Origin of the sequence: Cognatishimia activa, from assembly GCF_001458335.1 — a bacterium.
GTDB classification, from domain to species: Bacteria; Pseudomonadota; Alphaproteobacteria; order Rhodobacterales; family Rhodobacteraceae; genus Cognatishimia; species Cognatishimia activa.
In genome coordinates this window covers 223,015-243,191 of the sequence record NZ_CYTO01000009.1, presented here as the reverse complement: position 1 = coordinate 243,191, position 20,177 = coordinate 223,015, and the positions used below count along the sequence as shown (strand labels likewise).

18 protein-coding genes and 1 tRNA gene are annotated in these 20,177 nt (G+C 54.7%); 12 read left to right on the top strand and 7 right to left on the bottom strand.

Translation table 11 applies throughout. The features are described from left to right. Positions 1–84: 84 nt before the first annotated feature. From TA5113_RS05640 to TA5113_RS05630, 3 genes are all read right to left on the bottom strand, one after another. Positions 85–1,404: a capsular biosynthesis protein gene (locus tag TA5113_RS05640; RefSeq protein ID WP_058315379.1), complete on the bottom strand. Its 1,320-nt coding sequence runs from the start codon at positions 1,402–1,404 to the stop codon at positions 85–87. After that, positions 1,397–2,854, bottom strand: coding sequence for a GumC family protein (locus TA5113_RS05635; protein ID WP_131726428.1), 1,458 nt, complete (start codon positions 2,852–2,854; stop codon positions 1,397–1,399). The genes TA5113_RS05640 and TA5113_RS05635 overlap by 8 nt, the downstream gene beginning before the upstream one ends. A 122-nt stretch (positions 2,855–2,976) precedes the next feature. Then, the gene (locus tag TA5113_RS05630; protein ID WP_058315377.1) at positions 2,977–3,591 is read right to left on the bottom strand and encodes a response regulator transcription factor; all 615 of its coding nucleotides are present in this window, start codon (positions 3,589–3,591) and stop codon (positions 2,977–2,979) included. Between the two features lie 249 nt (positions 3,592–3,840). On the opposite strand from TA5113_RS05630, the gene TA5113_RS05625 reads away from it, so the two are divergent. The 3 genes from TA5113_RS05625 to TA5113_RS05615 all read left to right on the top strand — a co-directional run bounded on the left by TA5113_RS05625 (position 3,841) and on the right by TA5113_RS05615 (position 8,392). Further along, positions 3,841–5,217, top strand: coding sequence for a WecB/TagA/CpsF family glycosyltransferase (locus tag TA5113_RS05625; protein ID WP_058315376.1), 1,377 nt, complete (start codon positions 3,841–3,843; stop codon positions 5,215–5,217). Between the two features lie 113 nt (positions 5,218–5,330). After that, positions 5,331–5,843, top strand: coding sequence for a putative pterin-binding protein (locus TA5113_RS05620; RefSeq protein ID WP_058315375.1), 513 nt, complete (start codon positions 5,331–5,333; stop codon positions 5,841–5,843). Positions 5,844–5,929: 86 nt separating this feature from the next. Continuing rightward, entirely contained in the window at positions 5,930–8,392 is a 2,463-nt protein-coding gene (locus tag TA5113_RS05615) for a hybrid sensor histidine kinase/response regulator (protein ID WP_058315374.1), read from the top strand. Here the strand turns inward: TA5113_RS05615 and TA5113_RS05610 are convergent. Continuing rightward, positions 8,389–9,609, bottom strand: a complete 1,221-nt coding sequence (locus tag TA5113_RS05610) for a polysaccharide biosynthesis/export family protein (RefSeq protein ID WP_082625920.1) — start codon at positions 9,607–9,609, stop codon at positions 8,389–8,391. The two genes, TA5113_RS05615 and TA5113_RS05610, sit on opposite strands and share 4 nt — an antisense overlap. A gap of 193 nt (positions 9,610–9,802) precedes the next feature. On the opposite strand from TA5113_RS05610, the gene TA5113_RS05605 reads away from it, so the two are divergent. From TA5113_RS05605 to TA5113_RS05590, 4 genes are read left to right on the top strand one after another with little or no spacing between them, the layout of a single operon-like run. Beyond that, positions 9,803–11,038, top strand: a complete 1,236-nt coding sequence (locus tag TA5113_RS05605) for an oligosaccharide flippase family protein (protein WP_058315373.1) — start codon at positions 9,803–9,805, stop codon at positions 11,036–11,038. Further along, positions 11,039–11,953 carry a glycosyltransferase family 2 protein gene (locus TA5113_RS05600; protein ID WP_058315372.1) on the top strand — a complete coding sequence of 305 codons (915 nt, stop codon included), beginning with the start codon at positions 11,039–11,041 and terminating at the stop codon, positions 11,951–11,953. Positions 11,954–11,967: 14 nt separating this feature from the next. Next, a complete protein-coding gene (locus TA5113_RS05595; protein WP_058315371.1) occupies positions 11,968–12,939 on the top strand; it encodes a glycosyltransferase family 2 protein in 972 nt (323 codons plus the stop codon). A 17-nt stretch (positions 12,940–12,956) separates the two neighbouring features. Continuing rightward, positions 12,957–13,958 (top strand): glycosyltransferase family 4 protein, encoded by a 1,002-nt coding sequence (locus TA5113_RS05590; RefSeq protein WP_058315370.1) that lies wholly within the window; start codon positions 12,957–12,959, stop codon positions 13,956–13,958. Positions 13,959–13,979: 21 nt separating this feature from the next. Here TA5113_RS05590 and TA5113_RS05585 read toward each other — a convergent pair. Both TA5113_RS05585 and TA5113_RS05580 read right to left on the bottom strand, forming a co-directional pair. Continuing rightward, positions 13,980–14,056: transfer RNA gene (locus TA5113_RS05585), tRNA-Arg, on the bottom strand. Positions 14,057–14,110: 54 nt separating this feature from the next. Beyond that, positions 14,111–14,422, bottom strand: coding sequence for an ETC complex I subunit (locus TA5113_RS05580; RefSeq protein ID WP_058315369.1), 312 nt, complete (start codon positions 14,420–14,422; stop codon positions 14,111–14,113). A gap of 198 nt (positions 14,423–14,620) precedes the next feature. On the opposite strand from TA5113_RS05580, the gene uvrB reads away from it, so the two are divergent. Together uvrB and TA5113_RS05570 are read left to right on the top strand one after the other, a co-directional pair. Next, positions 14,621–16,813 carry an excinuclease ABC subunit UvrB gene (gene uvrB, locus TA5113_RS05575; RefSeq protein ID WP_058315368.1) on the top strand — a complete coding sequence of 731 codons (2,193 nt, stop codon included), beginning with the start codon at positions 14,621–14,623 and terminating at the stop codon, positions 16,811–16,813. A 356-nt stretch (positions 16,814–17,169) separates the two neighbouring features. Next, a complete protein-coding gene (locus TA5113_RS05570; protein WP_058315367.1) occupies positions 17,170–17,433 on the top strand; it encodes a hypothetical protein in 264 nt (87 codons plus the stop codon). Here TA5113_RS05570 and TA5113_RS05565 read toward each other — a convergent pair whose 3' ends face one another. Then, positions 17,434–17,841: a universal stress protein gene (locus TA5113_RS05565; protein WP_058315366.1), complete on the bottom strand. Its 408-nt coding sequence runs from the start codon at positions 17,839–17,841 to the stop codon at positions 17,434–17,436. Positions 17,842–17,987: 146 nt separating this feature from the next. On the opposite strand from TA5113_RS05565, the gene TA5113_RS05560 reads away from it, so the two are divergent. The 3 genes from TA5113_RS05560 to TA5113_RS05550 all read left to right on the top strand — a co-directional run bounded on the left by TA5113_RS05560 (position 17,988) and on the right by TA5113_RS05550 (position 20,166). Beyond that, a complete protein-coding gene (locus tag TA5113_RS05560; protein WP_131726427.1) occupies positions 17,988–18,650 on the top strand; it encodes a hypothetical protein in 663 nt (220 codons plus the stop codon). Positions 18,651–18,800: 150 nt separating this feature from the next. Beyond that, positions 18,801–19,121: a hypothetical protein gene (locus tag TA5113_RS05555; protein WP_058315364.1), complete on the top strand. Its 321-nt coding sequence runs from the start codon at positions 18,801–18,803 to the stop codon at positions 19,119–19,121. Positions 19,122–19,200: 79 nt separating this feature from the next. Next, positions 19,201–20,166: a LysR family transcriptional regulator gene (locus TA5113_RS05550; protein ID WP_058315363.1), complete on the top strand. Its 966-nt coding sequence runs from the start codon at positions 19,201–19,203 to the stop codon at positions 20,164–20,166. Positions 20,167–20,177 lie beyond the last annotated feature (11 nt).

The window sequence follows — 20,177 nt, the reverse complement described above, 5'->3', positions numbered from 1 at the left end:
CAAAGGGTTGATGTAACGAAAAACGGCTCCTTCGGGAGCCGTTTTTGTTTTCAGAGGTTTGTTGATTGAATGCCTGCCACCGGCTTAAGCAGGTTTGGCTTTAATCCGTTTTGGCTCAACAAAACTCTTGGGGTCAGCTGCAATTTCTCGGGCGTGAACACCAAGGATCATAAGGCCCGGCCAAAGCAAATAGGCCTCGATTTCAATGTTTTCCCCAAATGACAACATGACGATCACCAACAGAATTCCCAACGGCAACCGTCCCCTTGGACGCAGTGCTGCGTCTGAAAGTGCGAGCAGCAGTTGATAAAGCAGCGGAATCAGTAGGGCCAGAAACCCGGTCACACCTTTTACAAACAACAGCCCATACCATGTGTGGTGGGTTCCAATGGGCATATATTCCACAATATGACTGCCCGGTTCAGGGCGACCATGGCCAAACCACACCGCTTCTTCGCGCCAACGTTCGCCCGCGATGCGCTGCAGTGTTGAACGCACCCGTGTGCTATCGGCGCGGGCGTTTTTGAAGGCAGAGATCCCTGCCCCCACGGAGTCAAACAACCTTTCCGCAGTGACGGCGAGGCTCGCCGTGAGCAAAGCGAGTGTCATCACAGCCCATTGTTTTCCAAGCAACGGCAAAAGCCTTGGAGGCATGGTGCAAAAGATCAATCCCACCAGCCCCATACGAGATTTGGACGCCAGAACCATAAGGACGCCCGCCGCAAGACCAGCCCAGCGCCAACGGCGGTCTTTTTCTTCAAGCGCAAAGAGCACCATGCACACGCCCAAAAGCGCCGCGAATGGGGACCACGGGGCGTAGAACTGCCAGCGGGGGGTCATGCTCGCTGGATCATAGGTGAAGAGGTAGAGCCCAAAATATTCTGGACCCGGCCCGCCGACTGCTTTGAGCGGCGACACAAAAATGCGTTCAGGCAGACCGATATAAGGGGCGACCAACAAAAGCGGCGCCAGGCACAGCGTCCACAATCCAATCACACACTGCCCGCGCACAAGGATTTCGCGGCGTATCGGCAGCACCGCCCCTGCCAAAGGAAACAAGGCCATCAATGCCCAGCCCTTGGCCCAGCCTATCGTCGACTTAATGGTTGCCGTAAGCCCGTATCCCCAATTTGCATGACCGACCCACAGGATGGGCAACATGGCCCCCATGCCGATCAACCAGATCCAGACCGCTGGCGGGATCGGATTGGGCTGTAGGTCTCGCCGCATGGCTGGACCTAGGTAAAGCGCCAGCACCGCCAACCCTCCTAAGAGCCAAGCAATGACGGGACCAACAACGTACAGCGCGCCCACTGCGTAGAAAGGCCAGGTCCGCGCCATTGTCTTATAAACAAAAGCCTCCGCTGGGTTTTGAGGCTTGAGGCCGACGGTGCCATCAAACATGAGTTGGGCCTTCGCGCAGGCCAATCGCCCAACGGATAATGCTCTTGCGAACCCAACCTAACGACAGCGCCATCAGCACGAGGAACGTTGCCCCAAAGCCCGCCAGCAGCGCCATCTTTTTGCGCGATGCAGTGCCTTCTTCGGGCAGTGATGGGTTCTCTAGCACCTGTACCAGTGGGTACGAGGCAAACACGTCTGTCTTGGAGGATTGAGCGCGCGCTATTGCGGAGGCAAAAACCGCTTCGGCTACTTGGAAGTCGCGTTGCAAGTCCTCTAGTTTTGAGGCGGCCAAGGCGGCGCGTTCAAGCCGGTTTTTCTCCTGCATGTAGCGGCGGTTCAGTTCAAGGTATTGCGCTTCAAGTCCTGCGCGTTCGGCTTCATTGCGCAACAACTCTGCAAGCAATGATGTGCGGTCCCCAAACTGAGACACATTCAATTTTTCGGCGACATCGCGCGGCAAGCCGGTCACAGCCATTGCCGCATCGACCGTGGCCTCAAATGCACGGGCATAATCGGTCTCTGCTTTCTGGCGCTCTGGGTGGCGTGCCCCATAAAGCGCGCCAACCTCGTTGCGCAGCGTGGCTTTGTCGGCCAAATCAGCCACCAGCGCGAGGTACCGCTGATCGGAATAAAGATCGAGCGCACGCGCAGCTTGCAGCGGAGTGAGACCGAGGGCTGCCTGCATTTGAGCCACGAACGCAACTTTTTCTTCGAGTTCAGCGCGCAGGCCAACCACTTCGGTTTGTCGATTGTCATTATCGGTGACCTGACGATCGAACTGATCTTTAGAGATAAAGCCCGTTTGAGTTTGCAGATTGTTCACCGCTTGACGGGTCGCCAGCACTGAATCGCGATATTCCTCAATGGCTTTGACAGCCCCCTCTTCTCGTTCTTCAAGATCGTCCGCGCGCAGAGCCTCAACCTCTGTGAAAAACGCGGTGAGGATCGCTTGGTTTCGATCCCGCGCCTCTTCCGGGGACACCCCAGTCATTTCGACATGGATAAGGCCCGTCTGGTCCACCAAGGTCACTTTGGGTCGCGGGAGGTATTGGCGTTCTGTCATCAAGGATGTTGCTGCCGCGTCCAAAATGCGGTCAGCGCGCAAGAGGCGTTTATAGGTTTGTGTCGGGCTTAGGGAATTGCTGGCAAAGGCCGAAGAGGCGAAACTGCTGGCTTGACCGATCCCTTCCATATTTACACTGGCGGATACGCCCGACCCGGGTAGGATGAGGGACATTGTCGATGTGTATTTGGGCGGCGCGGAACCGAGATAGCCCAGGATGGGCACCCAGATTAGGGCAATCCAGATTAAGCACACCCCTGTGTAACGCGTAATCCGTTTCAGCAAGTAACCCGGTTGTCCGGGTTTTCCCTTGGACAGCACTTTGTCCAGTCGGCTCAGGTATTCTGCATTCGATGAATAGGCCGGAAGATCGCTTTGCATTACCATTGGGGGCACTCGCACTGATTGTTGTTTCAGAGCCAGCCTAGGGCGTGTTGGTTTTCAATGGTCTGGGGGATTTGAGAGTATCGGGGGCAAATGAATGCCCCCTTGATCCGAATGGATAGGTCTTAGAAGACGCCTTGATCGCGTGCAATCAGCGCCGCTTGGGTGCGGTTTGCCACGCCGAGTTTTTTATAAAGCGTTTTCACGTGCAGCTTCACGGTTGGTTCGGACAAGTCCAGATCGCGCGCGATCTCTTTGTTGGACTTGCCTTCTGTCAGACCTTTCAAGACCTGCGTCTCTCGGTCCGTGAGGTTTTCCAGAAGCGGGTGATCATTTGCCTCTGGTTCTGCAGTCATGAAATCCAAAGGCGCGTATTGTTCGCCCATGGCCATAAACTTGATCGCGTTGACCAGAGATTTCGCCGGCAGGGTTTTGGGAACAAAACCTGTTGCCCCCATCTCCAACGCTTTTTCCGCAATGTCGCGGCTGGCCTCTCCGGACATAAGCGCGACCCGGTGCACACCGCTGCGGTCTGCGGCCACTTTTAGACCTTCAAGCCCGTTCATGCCTGGCATGTTGTAATCCAACAGCACCAGATCATACGTCCAATCCCCATCAATCAGCGCGACTGCTTCTGTCAGATCCGCCGCCGTGTGGGTCTCGATATTGTCTTCTTGATCCATGAAGGCCACCAACGCGTCGCGCAGCAGATCATGATCATCAGCAATTAAAATTCGCATCGTCGAACCCTCGCTCGATACCATTACTCAATAATTAAACATTGCAGACAACTGTGGCCGAAATGGGAAAATTTCGCGGGAAACATCAGGTGATAACTCTACCCAAAGGGATAGTCATTTTCCCAATGGCATGAAAACAAACAGCTTTTATTTCCATGCTTCTCCAATTTAGCCGCAATTTGCCCCGTTTGTGATCAAGAAAGCCGCGCCCTTCCCCGTCAATTTAGGGAAAAGCGAAGGGAGCAAGCCATGACCTATCAAGTAAATATCGATACATCGCCGATCCAGTCAAAGTCCGATCTTCCGATCTGCCGCGAAGTGCTCGGGCGGCGGATCGACAACCTATATACGCGCGAGGCGATCTCTCGAATCCTCGCGCCCGGACGTCGTCATGTGGCATTCCTGAATGCCCATTGCGCGAATGTTGCGTCACAAGATGACATGTATGCGGCGGCCCTAGAGCGAGCAGATATGGTCTTGTCTGATGGGATCGGCGTCGAGATGGCGGCTAAAATGCAAGGCAGCCGGATCCGGGAAAACCTAAATGGCACCGATTTTGTACCTAAACTTCTGATTGAGGCCGCCAAACGTGGCCAGAGTGTCTATCTTCTCGGAGGTAAACCGGGCACGGCTGACGCAGCAGCGATGGAGTTGCAGCGCCGGATACCTGGGTTGCAAGTCGCTGGAACGCGTGACGGCTATAACGGTGCAGAAGACAGGTCTGCGGTCAAAGCGATCAACCAGTCTGGTGCCAAAATACTCCTGGTGGCCATGGGCGTCCCTTTGCAAGAGCTTTGGATCGATCGTAACTTTGACGGGCTCAAAGCCAAGGTCTGTATTTCCGTTGGCGGGTTGTTCGACTTTCTTGCAGGCAATGTTTCCCGCGCTCCTGTTTGGGTGCGTCAGGCACGCGCAGAATGGGTTTGGCGCTTGATGATGGAGCCGCGCCGCATGGCAAAACGCTATCTTGTCGGCAACCTGACATTCCTAGCGCGGGCGGCGGTTTGGCCGTATTTGCAAAGTTCAGCGGAGCGCAAAACAAAGCGCGGCTTAGATATCGTGCTCAGCGCCGGTGCGCTGCTCGCGCTTGGGCCAGTGCTATTGGTCATCATGGCGTTGATCCGACTTGAAAGCAAAGGATCACCAATTTTCAAGCAGGTGCGGGTCGGAGAAAACGGACGGCGGTTCACATTGTACAAGCTGCGCTCCATGGCCATGGATTCAGAAGAAAAACGTGCGGCCCTTTTGGCGACGTCTGACCGCGATGGGGTTTGCTTTAAATCCAAAGCGGATCCACGTATCACCCGCATCGGCCGTTTTATCCGTCGTTACTCGTTGGATGAGCTACCGCAGATTTTCAATGTGCTTAAGGGGGATATGTCGATCGTTGGTCCACGCCCTGCTCTGCCAGAAGAAGTTGCAGCTTACCCCGAGAAAGCCAAAGGCCGCCTTGCTGTAAAACCTGGCCTGACCGGGATCTGGCAAGTCTCTGGGCGTGCGGATATCGGGTTTGATCAGATGATTGACATGGACTTGGCCTATGTCCGCTCTCGGACGCTGCTACTTGATGCGGTGCTGATTATGGCGACCTTCCGCGCCGTTCTGACCGGTCGCGGCGCATATTAAGAACGATCACTTTCGCAAACCAGCGGACCTATCCACTCGGATAGGTCGATACCCGCACGATATCGCGCACAACATCAAAGTTTGCGCCATTCTGAGGCTAGGAGGTCGGATCTATGTCCCGTTTTTTATGCATTTTTCTGGGAATTTGCGTTGTTGCTTTCAGCACCAGCGTCCCCGGACATGCAAAAGAAGTTGTCCAGGGACCGGAGCCGGTCCTCTTAGAGATCACTGATATCTCGAGCAGGGAGAAGGAGGTGACAATCTCATTGGATCTGCCCGCGCTTGATGGGATGGAGAACCAAGAGATTGTCACTTCGACCATCTGGACCAACGGCGTAAACCGTTTCGAAGGTGTCCGGTTGACCGAATTGTTGAAGAATCTTGATCTTTCTGGAAACAAAATTCGGGTCACCGCGATCAATGATTACGCCGTCGAGTTTGCATTGAACGAGCCATTAAATGACGATGCGATTGTTGCCTTTCGGATGAATGGCGAGCCCATGTCACGCCGCGGGAAAGGCCCGCTTTGGTTGCTGTACCCATTTGATCAATCTGCAAAATATCGCACAGAAACCATTTACGCGCGCTCAGTTTGGCAGCTTAATAGAATTGATGTGATTGAATAAAATCATTTAGTTGGTAGCGGCCTGTGACAAGACAGAACTTACGACCACTTTCGAATGAGAGCGCGAGACGGCGACGCGCGATTCTATTGCCCATCGCCGCATTGATCAGCTTGGGCATCATCTTCCTTCTGGCCTTCCGGGTCATGGATGATTTGCGAGAACTGCGTTCTGCGAAATCGGACACGGTCCAATGGACCTTATCACAGGTCGAGATTGAGTATTTGGATTTCAGCTTAAGCCTACGCGAAGCAATGGAGTCTGATGCGCCTGACTTAGCCAGTTTGAGAAGAGACTTTGACGTGTTCTTCAGCCGACACGATATTGTTGCCAATGGTCTGGTGTTTGAAGATGCGCGGCTGCAGGAGAACTTCAGCGCTGCAGAAAAGTCCATCGAAGCTTTCCTTCAGAAGTCCGCACCGCTGATTGACGCAGACGATGCCACGTTAGGTGCATCGCTGGACCAACTCTATGCTGATACGGTTGAAATTCGCCCCGTGGTCCGTGGGCTATATGTGTCTGGTTTGTCCCATTTTGCTGATGCTTCAGACCAATTGCGCGCGCATTTGTCGTCGACACTGCTAGAACTGTCTGCGGTCACCGGGATCTTGCTTCTCTCCATGGGCGCGCTGGTGATGTATACCCGCGCGGCAGACGCCAACAGCCGCCAGCGCGGCCATGATTTGGCCCGAGCGAACGCCCACATGGAAACGATCTTATCAACCTCACTGGATGGCGTGATCGTGTCTGATCATTCAGGGCTCATTTTGGACTACAACTCCGCCGCTGAGACAATCTTTGGGTTCAGCACAGAAGAAGCCATCGGAAGCTCGATCGGCGACCTCATCGTGCCACCGGAACTCCGTGACGCCCACAACGCCGGCATGAAACGCATGCAGGAAACCGGCCAGAAGAAACTTGTCGGCAAAGGCCGCATTCGCATTGAATCCTTACGCAAAGATGGATCGCGTTTCCCAGTAGAGTTGGCGCTGCAGTCGGGCCATGGTCCTGATGGCGATATTCTGATTGCGTTCCTGCGCGATATATCTGCGCAAGTTGAATCAGAAGAAGAGCTGACCGAAGCTAGGGACCAAGCGCTGGCTGGCGAGAAAGCCAAGGCAGAGTTTCTGACTGTCATGAGCCACGAAATCCGAACGCCCCTTAGCGGTTTGCTTGGAAACCTGTCTCTGATGGAAAACACGTCCATGAGCGGTGAGCAAAAACAATTCGCAAACAACATGACGATTTCGGGTCGCCAACTGCTCAAACACGTAAATTCCATTCTCGACATCGCACGCTTTGAAAGCGGTCGCCTGCCTATCCAAGAAGAAACGTTCCATCTGGGCGAGTTCTTCCAAGAGATCGTGGACAGCCAGAGCGGCGGCGCAGAACAGCACGGGACAGCAATGAGCTGGACCTGGATGGGGGCGCCGCTCACTTGGGTCAAAAATGACAAAGGTCATCTTGAGCAAATCCTGCTCAACTTGGTGGGGAATGCAGTGAAATTCACCGACAATGGCCGTGTCGACATTGAACTGGAACAGATTGGCCATCGCGGGGCGTCGCCCATGCTCGAAATCCGCGTCATCGACACTGGCCGAGGGATCGCCGAGGCCGATCTTGAGAGAATATTTGAAGAGTTTGAGACCACAAACCGCGCAGGCGGAGACACAGGCTCGACCGGTCTTGGCCTTGCGATTGCGCGGCGTTTGGCCACTCAGATGGGTGGTGAAATCGGCGTTGAAAGCACTTTGGGAGAAGGCAGCGTTTTCTGGCTGCGCTTGCCAATGCCGGAAGGGCACGAACCCAAAGAAGTCGCTTCTGACATTGATGAAACCGTGGCTGCACCCCTGCATTTGCTGCTGGTTGAAGACAATGAAATGAACGCATTTGTTGTGGAGAAGATGCTTCGCGCAGAAGGGCATTCCGTGGTGCTGGCCACCGACGGTTTCGAAGCCATCGATTGGGCTGAGAAGGCGGATTTTGATGGCATTCTCATGGATATCAACATGCCAAAGCTGGACGGCCTGGAAGCAACAAAGCGGATCCGCGCAAATGTGCGCCGCGCCCGCAAGACGCCTATTTTTGCATTTTCGGCCAATGTCTTACCCGAAGATACCAAGCGTTTCCGCGACAGCGGCATGGATGGTTTCATTGGAAAGCCTGTCCAGATTGAGGAGCTGCGCGCAGCGCTTTCCGCAATCGGCGCGACACCTGAGCGCGTTTCAGAAACAAAGCCGGAGGAGACAATGGAAACATCAGAAGCGAAGGCAATGTTCGGCGACAAATACGACACCTTCTTGACGCGGTTTGTTTCTGAAGGAGATGCGCTCGCGGCGTGGCTCAACACGCCGCCATTGGAGGATGAGGAATTGCGCCAGCGCTGTCACAAGATCGCGTCAACCGCAGGATTGTTTGGCGCAGTTCCCTACCAGAACGCGCTGCAACACGCAGAGACCTTGGTCAAAACCGGTGAAGAGGTTCCAGCGGCGGCGATCACTGACATCTTGGACACATGGGAACGCGCTAAAACGGGTCTTGCTGCAGCTTAGTTCAGGGTCGCTCCAAGCGTTACTGCACCCAATATCCGAGCCGCTTCCGCCACATTGGTCACCGCACTGTCGTAACAGGCAATCGCGTCACCCGGTAGGATGAATGGATCGTAATCATCCCTATCTGCACGGCGCAGCATGTCTTCAATGTCGCGTTCAATCACAACAGACACTTTTGTCACTGGGTTACGCGACAGCAGCATAGCGGACCGATGAGCGCTGCTGATGCGTGCGCCGCCAACACAGTTCGTGTCTACCACTGCTTGCATATAACGCGTGCCATACGGCATTTCACGCACCTCGCGGCCCACGGCAGAGGGCGCATTGCCGGTCGCGGGAACCGTCAGGTTGGACAAGAACATGGTCACACCCGGAGGGCTGATCGGGCTCGGGCGCATCAGGTCATCTTGGAAACACTGACGTGATGGCACATAGACCTGATCTCCGGTCAACAGCATCACATCAATACTATTGCGGCCTTCAAACACGCCGCGCAGATCGAGCTTATAAAGGCGTCCTTGACGACGCAGTTCGACTGCAGAGATATCGGCATCCGGGCGAATGCCACCAGCGGAACGCAGCGCAGCAGAAAGGTTTCGGGATTCTGTGGACGCGCCCAGCGCTTGGGCACGGTTTGGGTCCACCTCATCACCCCGTGTACCACCAAGGTTCATTTGATGGGGTTCAAACACCGCGCCAGATACACCGACATTCACCGATGCAAAATCCACCAAACGAACGGAAATAGGTGGCAGCACGTCATAGAGCTGAGCGTCAATCAGCGCCCCTGCCAACATGCTTTCCACATCTTGTACGGACCGGCCTTGAACGGGAACGGCTTTTAGGAATGGGAGCTTCAATGTGCCATCGCGAGACACGACATAGCGACCCGTCAGGGATTCATCGGCAGAAATGCGAACATCCAACAGATCATTGCGCGAGATCTTTTCGCCAAGAAGCGTGCGCACCCCGATGGATTTACCGCCAGTCTCACCGCCTCGAAGCGGCAAACACTTTTCAGCATTCATGGAAGCAGAGGTCAGGAACTTGTCATCACGCCGGGTCACCACGTTGCGGTATTGCGCCTGATACCCATCGCCCTGATCGGTCGGCTCAATGTTTTCAGGATCCACCACGGCAGCACAGCTCGCCAAAAGCAAGCCCAGACCCATCGCACGGATCGGCGTCTTAAAGTGGTTCAATCTGTTCAAGAACATTGCCCACATGCCTCAGTTTATTTTCTTTTTTTGGAAATAACGCACGAAACGCTCCATCCGGCAATCGTTTTCGGAGGGGTCCTATACCCGTTTGGGTAGAATTGTGACCTCTTGGCCTCGCTTTTGGCCTGACGGGACCGGGAATCGGAACGTTGCTTAGATCAAATTGGAGCCATCCCACAAGGAGCCCTCCATGCTGAGCCACTTTCGACATTCAAATGGTTTTCTCTCCCATCTGATGGCCTACGGAGCCTCGGAAGTGGCCAGCAAACTCTCTCGTATCTTCGTGGTGGTTATGGTGGCGCGCCATTTGGGCGCTGAACAAGTCGGCCTCGCCGCAGCAGCTTTGGCGGTTTGTGACATTATCAAAAGCCTCACAGAACATGGTATTGGCCAAAAAGTTATGGCTGCTGACGAGGCGGACCTGCCATCCATCACAGCCCGTGCGCACCGCCTGTTTTGGCAGGTGACCGCGATCCTGTTCCTTGGTCAGCTGGCCATTGGTGCCGGCTTTGCAGCTCTCGGCAATCCGATTGTAGGCGGGCTTGTGGCCCTCGCTTCTCTCGAATACCTGTTTATGCCCGGCGGATTGGTTCAAGCCGCTTTGGCGATGCGGGAAGGCAAGCTCACGCAAACGGCGAAAATCGCCGGCACGCAGATTGTCAGTGCGAACCTGCTGTCTGTCGCTTTGGTTTTTGTCTTCCCGTCCCCTCTTGTTCTGGTTCTACCGCGCGTTTTGACTGCGCCGATCTGGCTGATCGCCATGCGCCGTCTGCGCCCGTGGACCAGTGACCCAAGTGTCCCTCCAGCCCCAATCCACGGCTTCATCACCTTTGGCCTGCCTGTGCTTGGCACGTCCCTCGTCAACGCATTCCGTCTACATGCGGATAAATTGGTCATCGGTGCACTTCTCGGAGCCGAAGGATTGGGGAGTTATTTTATGGCCTTCAATGCGGGGCTGAGCATCGCGACCGCCTATGTTGCAGCCTTTGACAAAGTTGTCTTTCCACACCTCTGCAAAGGCATGAGTGCAGATCCCCGCAGCCTTGCCGCCATTGGTCTTTTCCTGATCACCCCCGTGGTGTTGGCCCAGTCTGTCTTTGCCCCAAGCTATGTCCCCATCCTGCTTGGCTCGGACTGGGCCTATATCTCCCCGGTGGTGTCGGTTCTGTGTTTGACCGCAATTCCCCTGACCCTTTGGTCCACCGCCGCGGCCAAGCTGCGCGTGACTGGCAACCCTGGTACCGAACTCGCCTACACCTTCACCGTGACCCTTGCCCTGCTTGCAACCGCGTTCTTCGTCGCGCCATGGGGGCTGATGGGTCTCGCGACCGCCCATCTTGCAATCGTGACTGTCCTTCTTGGCATCGGAGCGCTCTGCATCCTGTGGCCATCCTATCCAACCCCGCGCAATCAAGAGGTTCTTTAAATGACTGATTTTTCGATCATTATGCCGTGCTACAACGCCGAAGATACGCTTGGCCGCGCCATCACCTCTGTGCTCGCCCAAAGCCACACCAGCTGGGAGCTGATCTGCGTCAACGACGGCAGCCAAGATGACACCGCTGCGCGGCTTTCTGAATGGGAGCAAGCAGAACCCAATATCCGTGTCATCCACACCAAAAACCGTGGCCCTTCCGTCGCCAGAAATTTAGGCGCAGCGACGGCGGCAGGGAAGGTTCTGTGTTTCCTGGATGCGGATGACATTTGGGAACCCTACAAACTCGCGCAGCTCTTTGCGCTTTTCAAAGATCCGAAAATTGGTGGGGCGTTTGGTGAAATCAGCTTTTTCGAGACACCAGATCAAGAGATTACACGCTCAACCGTTCCCAATGGCCCCCTGACCATTCCCATGTTGATGGGTGAGAACCCTGTTTGCACCATGTCCAACTTTTCTTTGCGTGCGAAGCATTTCCACGACTGTGGCGGCTTGGCTGCCGGTCTGGTTCACAACGAAGACTTGGAATGGCTGATCCGGTTGGTGGGCATGGGCGTTGAAATTCACCCGATTGCCGACCGCCACGTCTGGTACCGCACCTCTCGTGGAGGGTTGTCTGCTGACCTGATCGCTATGGCCAAGTCCCGCCGCGTTGCGCTGCGCACGGCACTTTATTTTGGCCACAGACCAAAGGCTGCCCAGGAAGCCATCTATCTGCGTTACCTCGCACGCCGTGCCTTGCGCCTTCAAGATGGCGCTGAAACAGCCCGCCGCTTTGCTCTTAAAGGGCTAAAGCAGAACCCAGCGGCCTTCCTTTGGCCTCCAAGACGTGGCGTCGCCACGGCGGTTGCGGCGCTGGCCGCGCCAAACCTGCCCACCCAAATCAAACGCAGCTTGCTGTCTTAATCCGGAGATATCTCATGCCTTTAGCAACCATCGTTGTCCCCGCTTTTAATGTCTCTGCCACAATTGCTGAGACGCTGGATTCACTGCAATCTCAGACCCTAAAAGACATCGAGATTGTCATCATCGATGATGGCTCAACCGACGACACACGTGACGTCGTCGCGCCTTATCTCGCGGACAAACGCATTCGCTACGTGTCACAGGCCAACCGAGGTCTGGCGGGCGCGCGCAATCGCGGGATTGAGGAAGCACGCAGCGACATCATCGGGTTTTGCGACGCAGATGATCTGTGGCACCCGGACAAAATGCGCCGCCACGTGGCCCATTTTGATGCCAATCCACGGCTGGGACTAAGTTATTCGGGGTCCCTCATGATTGATAACGAGAGCAATTCGCTCGGCATCTCTCAGACCCCGCGCCTTAAGGGGGTGAATGCCGCGCATATCATGAAACGCAATCCTGTCGGCAATGGCTCTGCTGCTGTCATGCGCCGCGCCGCGTTGATGGATATCGCAAGCCACCCTCATGGCACAAACCGCGCTTATTACTTTGACGAAACATTCCGCCAATCTGAGGACATTGAATGCTGGCTTCGCTTTGCACTTATCACCGATTGGAAGATCGAAGGCATTCGCGGAAATCTGACCCATTACCGCGTGGCGCTAGACGGGTTGTCTGCAAATACAGAACGGCAACTGGCGAGCTGGGAAAGGGTTATCACCAAATTGCGCCCGCTGAATCCAGCCTTCTTTGAAGCCCATGAACCCGCCGCGCGCGCCTATCAATTGCGCTACCTCGCCCGGCGCGCAGTAAGCGGCAGCGATGGTGGCCAAGCGCTCTCCTATTTACGAGCCGCAAACCAATCTTCCTTAGAACCACTGCGATCCGAGCCACTCAAAACTGTGACCACCTATTTGGCGGCATACGCGCTCAAATACTTGAAACTGAATCCCCTCACCCTGCGCAACCGCGCAACCACGTCCTAATTTCAGGAGGAAAGACGATGAAACCAACAATCACCCATTTGCTTGATGATGCCACCTCCGGCGGCGTGACTCGTGTCATCGATTTTATGCAGAGCTCAGAGGCCTTGAACGCGAAGGTTGACCAAAACCTCCAGATGGTTCCTGCACGCGGGCGCTGGCCACAGTTTGAAGGGGATATGATTATCAGCCACCTCTCCGTGAACTGGCGTAACCTGCCCGCATTGATGGCACTGCGAGCGATGCACCCAAATGCAACGCTCGTGCATGTGGAACATAGTTACACCCAGCGCTTCACGGCCCTGAATGTGCCAAATAAAGATCGCTTCTACACCCTGCTGCGCACGGCCTATGCTTTGTTTGATCAAGTGGTGTGCGTGAGCCGATCCCAGGGCAGTTGGATGGCGACACGTGCCTTGGTGGACAGCACCAAACTGCGGATCATCCGATCTGCGGTGGATCTGACCGATTTCGCCAAGCTCCCGCCAGTCTCAGGCACCCCGCGTTGTTTTGGCCTTTTGGGCCGTTTGCATCAGCAAAAAGGGTTTGATCTCGCTATCGCTGCGTTCCGCCAGTTGAGCGACCCAAACCTGCGTTTGAAAATCTTTGGTATCGGCGAAGATCAAAAACTGCTGCGACGCATGGCAAAAGGCGACAGCCGCATTTCTTTTGAAGGCTTTAGCGCCAATCCATCTCAGGCGATGCAAAGCATTGATGCACTGCTGGTCCCATCTCGCTGGGAAGCCTATGGGCTTGTCGCGCAAGAGGCACTGGCGGCTGGGCGGCCTGTCTTAGTGGCACCGGTCGACGGTTTGACAGATCAAGTGCAAGACGGGGCAACCCAAATGACCGGTATTGGCGTTTCGGCATTGGCCAGCGACCTGGAGCGCATCGCCAATGGGACGGAGAAACCTGCAATCGCAAAGCAATCAGCGTTCGCGATGAATAGCAAAAACCGTTTTGAAACTGACTGGCTGCGCCTGTTTGACGAAGCATTCGCGATGGCGGACGCCGCAGCATAAGGTTTGCAAAGAAGGTTGAGGTGGCGATCCCTGAAGGACTCGAACCCTCAACCTGCTGATTAGAAGTCAGCTGCTCTATCCAGTTGAGCTAAGGGACCGCACTTGTGGTTGGTTTCTTACAGGCAAGCGTCGATGTCAACGCAGAGAAAACGCTAATGTGTCCACGGGCCCTTTCGGTCCGTGGCAAAGTTTTCTCCATAGCCGCCTGCACGAATATTGGGTTTGCGCTTATGCGGCTCGGTCACCGTCGCTTCAATCCCGTGTTCTTCAGCATATTCAATTGCCGCTTCCTTGGTAGGGAAACGTAACTTCACCTGGGATTGCGTGTCATCAGAGCCGGTCCAGCCCATCAATGGGTCAATGTCGCGCGCAGAGGTTTGTGCAAACTCCAAAACCCAAATTTTGGTTTTGGCTTGGCCGGACGTCATTGCGTTTCTGGCTGGCTGATAAATGCGAGCGTTCATTGAAGATCTCCTATGACATCAACGTTATGAAAAAAAACTTTGGCTGTCGCAAGCTTTACACGCATTTTTCAAGCCAATCGTGGCACCGCCGTCCTGCCAAAAATTGACAATAGCGGCATCACAAAGTGATATTTGCCACCCCCTCATCTTGCGCTTCCTGCCAATCGGTTCACATTAAGGGCCAGAGAGGGAATCCCTATGGATCAAGCGCAGCCAGATCAGATCATGCCAATGATGCAAACCGTGCCCCACCGGCGGGAAAAGCTGGAAGGTGGCAAGCGGTTCACCATGCATACGGAATTTGCGCCTGCTGGGGACCAGCCGACTGCGATTGCAGAGCTGACCGGCGGCATCAAAGAAGGCGAGCGGGATCAAGTTCTACTTGGCGCGACGGGCACCGGTAAAACATTCACCATGGCGAAAGTCATCGAAGAAACCCAACGCCCGGCGATCATTTTAGCCCCCAACAAAACGCTGGCTGCCCAGCTTTATGGCGAATTCAAAGGGTTCTTCCCAGAGAACTCAGTCGAGTATTTCGTCTCTTTCTATGATTACTACCAGCCCGAGGCCTACGTGCCGCGGTCGGACACCTACATCGAAAAAGAAAGCCAGATTAACGAACAGATCGACCGCATGCGCCACTCGGCCACGCGAGCGCTTCTTGAACGCGACGACGTGATTATCGTGGCTTCGGTCAGCTGTATTTACGGTATCGGCTCGGTGGAAACCTACTCCGCCATGACCCAAGACCTGCATGTGGGCAAAGACTATGATCAGCGCCAAGTGATGGCGGATCTGGTGGCCCAACAATACCGGCGCAACGATCAGGCGTTTCAGCGTGGGTCATTCCGGGTGCGTGGCGATAGCCTCGAGATCTTCCCCGCCCACCTTGAAGATCGCGCATGGCGGCTGTCTTTCTTTGGGGAAGAACTTGAGAGCATTACTGAATTTGACCCTCTGACCGGGGAAAAGACCGATGATTTCGAAAAAATCCGGGTCTATGCGAATTCTCACTACGTGACGCCGAAGCCAACGTTGAACCAAGCCATTGTGAGCATCAAGAAAGAGCTGAAACTTCGGCTCGATCAACTGGTCAACGAAGGCAAACTGCTTGAGGCGCAACGGCTTGAGCAACGCACGAATTTCGATCTGGAAATGCTGGAAGCGCAAGGGTTCTGTAACGGAATCGAGAACTACTCCCGTTACCTGACGGGCCGCGCTCCGGGCGAGCCGCCCCCCACCCTGTTTGAGTTCATCCCTGACAACGCCATTGTCTTTGCCGATGAAAGCCACGTCTCTGTTCCACAGATTGGCGGCATGTATCGCGGTGACCACCGCCGCAAGTTCACTTTGGCGGAACACGGCTTCCGCCTGCCCTCGTGCATGGACAACCGCCCGCTCAAGTTTGAAGAATGGGACGCAATGCGGCCCCAATCGGTCTTTGTCTCAGCCACACCAGCAGCGTGGGAGATGGAGCAATCCGGCGGTGTCTTTACCGAGCAGGTGATCCGCCCAACTGGTCTGTTGGACCCAGAGGTGGAAATCCGCCCCGTGGATATGCAGGTCGACGATCTGCTGGATGAGATCCGCAAAGTCACCGCAGATGGGTTCCGCACCTTGGTGACGACCCTTACCAAACGCATGGCCGAGGACCTGACCGAATACCTGCACGAACAGGGTATCAAGGTCCGCTATATGCACAGCGATATTGATACCCTGGAGCGGATCGAAATTTTGCGAGATCTGCGGCTTGGGGCGTTTGACGTGCTGATCGGGATCAACCTTTTGCGCGAGGGCTTAGACATTCCTGAATGTGGCCTTGTTGCTATTCTGGATGCAGACAAAGAAGGCTTCCTGCGTTCCGAAACCTCTCTTGTACAGACAATCGGCCGTGCCGCGCGGAACGCCGATGGCCGCGTGATTATGTACGCAGACAAGATCACCGGCAGCATGGATCGCGCGCTGAAAGAGACCAATCGCCGCCGCGAAAAACAGATTGCCTACAACGAAGAGCACGGCATCACCCCTGCGACGGTGAAGAAGAATGTCGAGGATGTTCTTGCAGGCCTTTATCAAGGCGACACGGATATGTCGCGCGTCACCGCGACCATCGAAAAGCCCATGCATGGGGCCAACTTGGAAGCGCATCTTAATGGGCTTAAGGATGACATGCGTAAGGCTGCAGAGAACTTGGAGTTTGAAGAAGCGGCACGTTTGCGCGATGAAATTAAACGCCTTGAGGCCGTGGATCTCGCGATTGCGGATGATCCGTTGGCGCGCCAATCAGCGATTGATGCTGCAGCTGAAAGCGCCGTGAAATCAAAAGGGCGGTCTACGGCAGGACGGCCCGGCCAACGGGGCGGCAATGTGCGTCGGCGCAAATCGCGTTAAATTTCAACTGTAACTCTTTGGAAAACAGTCTTATACGCTCGATCGAGATCGATTGAGCGCCCGTGTCCTTGTCAAAACTTGGGTTCGAATGGCCTTAGATATCCACTTAGCGTTGGTTACCCAAAGTGGCTAACAAGCTGAGTTTTCCACAGAAACTGAACATAAAATTTCACAAAACGCACATTTTGGGGATAAAGGCCGAGAACGATACACAGCGCCTGTTTCGTCGTTGAATTAGGCGATTCTGAACGTTTCCGGTGGCTGGCCCGTGATTTCTCGCAATTAGCCTATATGTTAAGAAAGAGTTTATTACCTCAGGCAGCGACCTGACACCTTGAATTGGAATATCCGTGTCGATGCATTTGACCATTCGTCTGCTGATCGCGTTCCAACTGCTCGCTTGGGTGGTCTATATGGTTGTTGCCTATATGGCGCCGGACGAAGAGCTTCCTGACCAGTCCCTCGAAGGCTTTTTGTTCCTTTGTGGCGTTGCCATCATATTGTGCTTTTTTCCTGCTCTGCGGATGGCACGAAGCTACGCCGCGCAACCGTTTGCCTTGGTTCTGTCCTGCCTCCCGATCATTGCTGTCGGGACGGTCACAGTTGTGAGGTGGCTATGACTAGCGCGCCACATGCACCGCACAACTGACATGGCGGATCACCTGCGCTGCTGTTGTGCCTAAATTGAATTCATGCGTCCCCGGCTTGTGTGCGGACATGATGACGCAATCAATTCCGCGATCTTTGATCCAAGCCAAGATGACATTGCTCGGTCGTCCTTCGCACACGACGCTACGCGCATTTGGAAGATCCCGAGCCATCGTGCTGAGAGACGCCTCAATAGAGGCGCGGGCTTCGTCTTTGTAACCGGCCGGAAAATAGGAACTCGCATAGTCTGGCACCGGGCTCATCACGTGGATCAAGGTCACGACCGCGTCCGGATCCGCGAGCGTTGCAGCCGCTGTTAGAACCGCTTCCACCACTTGGTCTTCGTCAAACGACAACGGTACTAGAACATTCTTGTACATCACGCCTCCCCTTTGCCGACATTTGGGATCGTTCGAACCTATCGCCCTAATCCTGCTACAACCAAGCATTTTTTGCTGAAGTGTTTTTCGACAAATTAAGCTTTTGTTTACCAAGATATCCGATGCTGCGTTGGTGAGGAGAGCCAATGCGGACGATCTGGATCATCATAATGACAATGATGTCCTGCGCGGCCCAAGCTGGCCCCTGGTTGCGTTCGGGAGGGGAAGGATTTCTGGCCGTAGACAGCATTGGATCCGTTGGGCGCGACCAGGGTAACCTGCGGTATTACTCAGGGATCTATGCCGAATATGGATTAAACGATCAGGTCACCCTGGGGTTACATGCGGGTCAGGAACTATACGGCGATGCGCAGGCGACCATATTCGCGCGCTTTCCGATCCATCTAGATCAGGATGAATGGGCATTTGCCTATGATATTGGGCTTGGGGTGGACCTAAAAAGGGAGGCCCCTAAAAAAGCTCTGCGTCTTGGGATGTCCGTCGGTCGCTCTATGCAAATCCGCCAAACAAATGGGTGGTGGAGCATCGAAGCGCAGATCCGTCTGCGCGCGCAAACGGGGCGTGATCTTAAAATGGAAACGACAGTTGGGGTCAAAGATAAGAAAGAACGGCTCTATATTTTGCAGGGGTTCGCGCAGAAAACCGCTGGCAGCGATTGGACCTATGAATTGCAGCCAACGGTCGTTATCCCTCTCTTTCGAAACGCAAAATTGCAGGTGGGGTTAAGCGCCAGCACCGAGGGTGAAGGTCGGTACGGGGCGCGGATCTCTACCTGGCGGCGCTTCTGAACCATCCTTAATCACAACTGATTGAGACCCACTTTGATATTGATGAGAATTAAGGCATACTAGCCAACAACAAAGTCACGGGCGCAAAGTTCGGACGCATTTGAGGCAAATCCTGCGGCACATGCCGAAGGTTACTTAAAGAGGCAAACCATGAGACACCTAATCGGTGGCGCCCTATTGGCGATGATGATCCTTCCTTTTGATGTTTCTCCGGCGGACGCAGGCCCGATTTCTTCCGCCTGTCGCAAATCTGACCGCGAAGCGGCAACGCGCAGAATGTGCAACTGCCTGCAAAGCGTCGCAAACGGAGAGCTGTCACGCTCTGACCAAAAGTTGGCGGCAAGTTTTTTCAAAGACCCTCACAAGGCTCAGGAAATTCGTCAATCAGACCGGCGCAGCCACGAAAAGTTCTGGCTCCGCTACAAAGACTATGGTCAAACCGCCGCCGCGCTTTGCAGCCAACATAGTTAAAGGCCGGGCCTAAAACATTTTCAATTGACCGATTTCCCGTCTAGTTTCACAAAAGGTAAATCTAGCGGGAGACGATTTTATGCTGACCAAAGGGGTCACTCTGCGTGGATTAGAGGTTTTTGATGCCTTGGCAGGCAGCGGCTCTGTTGCGCAAGCGGCGGAACTGACAGGCCTAAGCCAACCTGCTGTAAGCCAGCAAATCCGCAACCTTGAAGCAGCCCTTGGGACGGCGCTGGTGGATCACGGCAAGCGTCCGATGCAATTGACCCCTGCAGGGCGATCTTTTTTGGGTCGCACGCAAGCGGTTCTGTCTGAGCTTAGACTGGCGCAATCCGAGCTGACGGTCATGGACCTCTCCCATATCAGCACCATGTCGATTGGCATCATTGATGACTTTGACAATGAGCTAACTCCGCGTTTGGTATCGACTTTGGCCGAAAGCCTAAGCAAGTGCCGATTTAAGATGATCACAGCAAGCAGTAACGCGATCGCAGAAATGATGCGCGATCGTCGCTTGCATCTCGGCATAACGGCAACGTCAGGCGAAGCCATTGACTATGCTACAGAATACCCCCTCGCGCGGGACCCTTTTGTTCTTGTTGCGCCGTCCAAAATCGCGCCTCAAGGTGCGGATGTCAATGAAGTGATGCAACGGCTGCCCTTCGTCCGTTATGAGCGAGAGCAGCTCATCTCTCGCCAGATCGATGCCCATCTGGCGCGTTTAAAACTGACCTTCCCAGAACGGTTTGAAATCGGAAGCCATCTGGCGCTAATGGCCTGCGTTTCGCGCGGTATTGGCTGGACCATCACCACACCGCTTGGCTTCATGCGCGCTGTGAGGTTCCACGACCAGATCACCGCGCATCCCCTCCCCTTTGCGCATTTTTCCCGGCAAATCTCACTCTTGGCGAGCCCGGATTTCGCAGAGAACGTCCCAAGCGATCTTGCCGCGTCTTTCCGCACCATGTTGCAGGACAAAATCATCACACCGACCTTGCGCAGCCAGCCCTTTTTGGAAGGAGAGTTTAAGGTCCTGAAAGGGTAGTGTTAGACCGC

Bases quoted from the DNA above. Each gene is read 5' to 3' on its own strand.
- TA5113_RS05610 (WP_082625920.1), bottom strand. From the start codon at position 9,609: ATGTTCTTGAACAGATTGAACCACTTTAAGACGCCGATCCGTGCGATG.
- TA5113_RS05555 (WP_058315364.1), top strand. From the start codon at position 18,801: ATGAGACACCTAATCGGTGGCGCCCTATTGGCGATGATGATCCTTCCT.
- TA5113_RS05570 (WP_058315367.1), top strand. From the start codon at position 17,170: ATGCATTTGACCATTCGTCTGCTGATCGCGTTCCAACTGCTCGCTTGG.
- TA5113_RS05595 (WP_058315371.1), top strand. From the start codon at position 11,968: ATGCCTTTAGCAACCATCGTTGTCCCCGCTTTTAATGTCTCTGCCACA.
- TA5113_RS05635 (WP_131726428.1), bottom strand. From the start codon at position 2,854: ATGGTAATGCAAAGCGATCTTCCGGCCTATTCATCGAATGCAGAATAC.
- TA5113_RS05590 (WP_058315370.1), top strand. From the start codon at position 12,957: ATGAAACCAACAATCACCCATTTGCTTGATGATGCCACCTCCGGCGGC.
- TA5113_RS05580 (WP_058315369.1), bottom strand. From the start codon at position 14,422: ATGAACGCTCGCATTTATCAGCCAGCCAGAAACGCAATGACGTCCGGC.
- TA5113_RS05630 (WP_058315377.1), bottom strand. From the start codon at position 3,591: ATGCGAATTTTAATTGCTGATGATCATGATCTGCTGCGCGACGCGTTG.
- TA5113_RS05605 (WP_058315373.1), top strand. From the start codon at position 9,803: ATGCTGAGCCACTTTCGACATTCAAATGGTTTTCTCTCCCATCTGATG.
- TA5113_RS05565 (WP_058315366.1), bottom strand. From the start codon at position 17,841: ATGTACAAGAATGTTCTAGTACCGTTGTCGTTTGACGAAGACCAAGTG.
- TA5113_RS05640 (WP_058315379.1), bottom strand. From the start codon at position 1,404: ATGTTTGATGGCACCGTCGGCCTCAAGCCTCAAAACCCAGCGGAGGCT.
- uvrB (WP_058315368.1), top strand. From the start codon at position 14,621: ATGGATCAAGCGCAGCCAGATCAGATCATGCCAATGATGCAAACCGTG.
- TA5113_RS05600 (WP_058315372.1), top strand. From the start codon at position 11,039: ATGACTGATTTTTCGATCATTATGCCGTGCTACAACGCCGAAGATACG.
- TA5113_RS05620 (WP_058315375.1), top strand. From the start codon at position 5,331: ATGTCCCGTTTTTTATGCATTTTTCTGGGAATTTGCGTTGTTGCTTTC.
- TA5113_RS05625 (WP_058315376.1), top strand. From the start codon at position 3,841: ATGACCTATCAAGTAAATATCGATACATCGCCGATCCAGTCAAAGTCC.
- TA5113_RS05560 (WP_131726427.1), top strand. From the start codon at position 17,988: ATGCGGACGATCTGGATCATCATAATGACAATGATGTCCTGCGCGGCC.
- TA5113_RS05550 (WP_058315363.1), top strand. From the start codon at position 19,201: ATGCTGACCAAAGGGGTCACTCTGCGTGGATTAGAGGTTTTTGATGCC.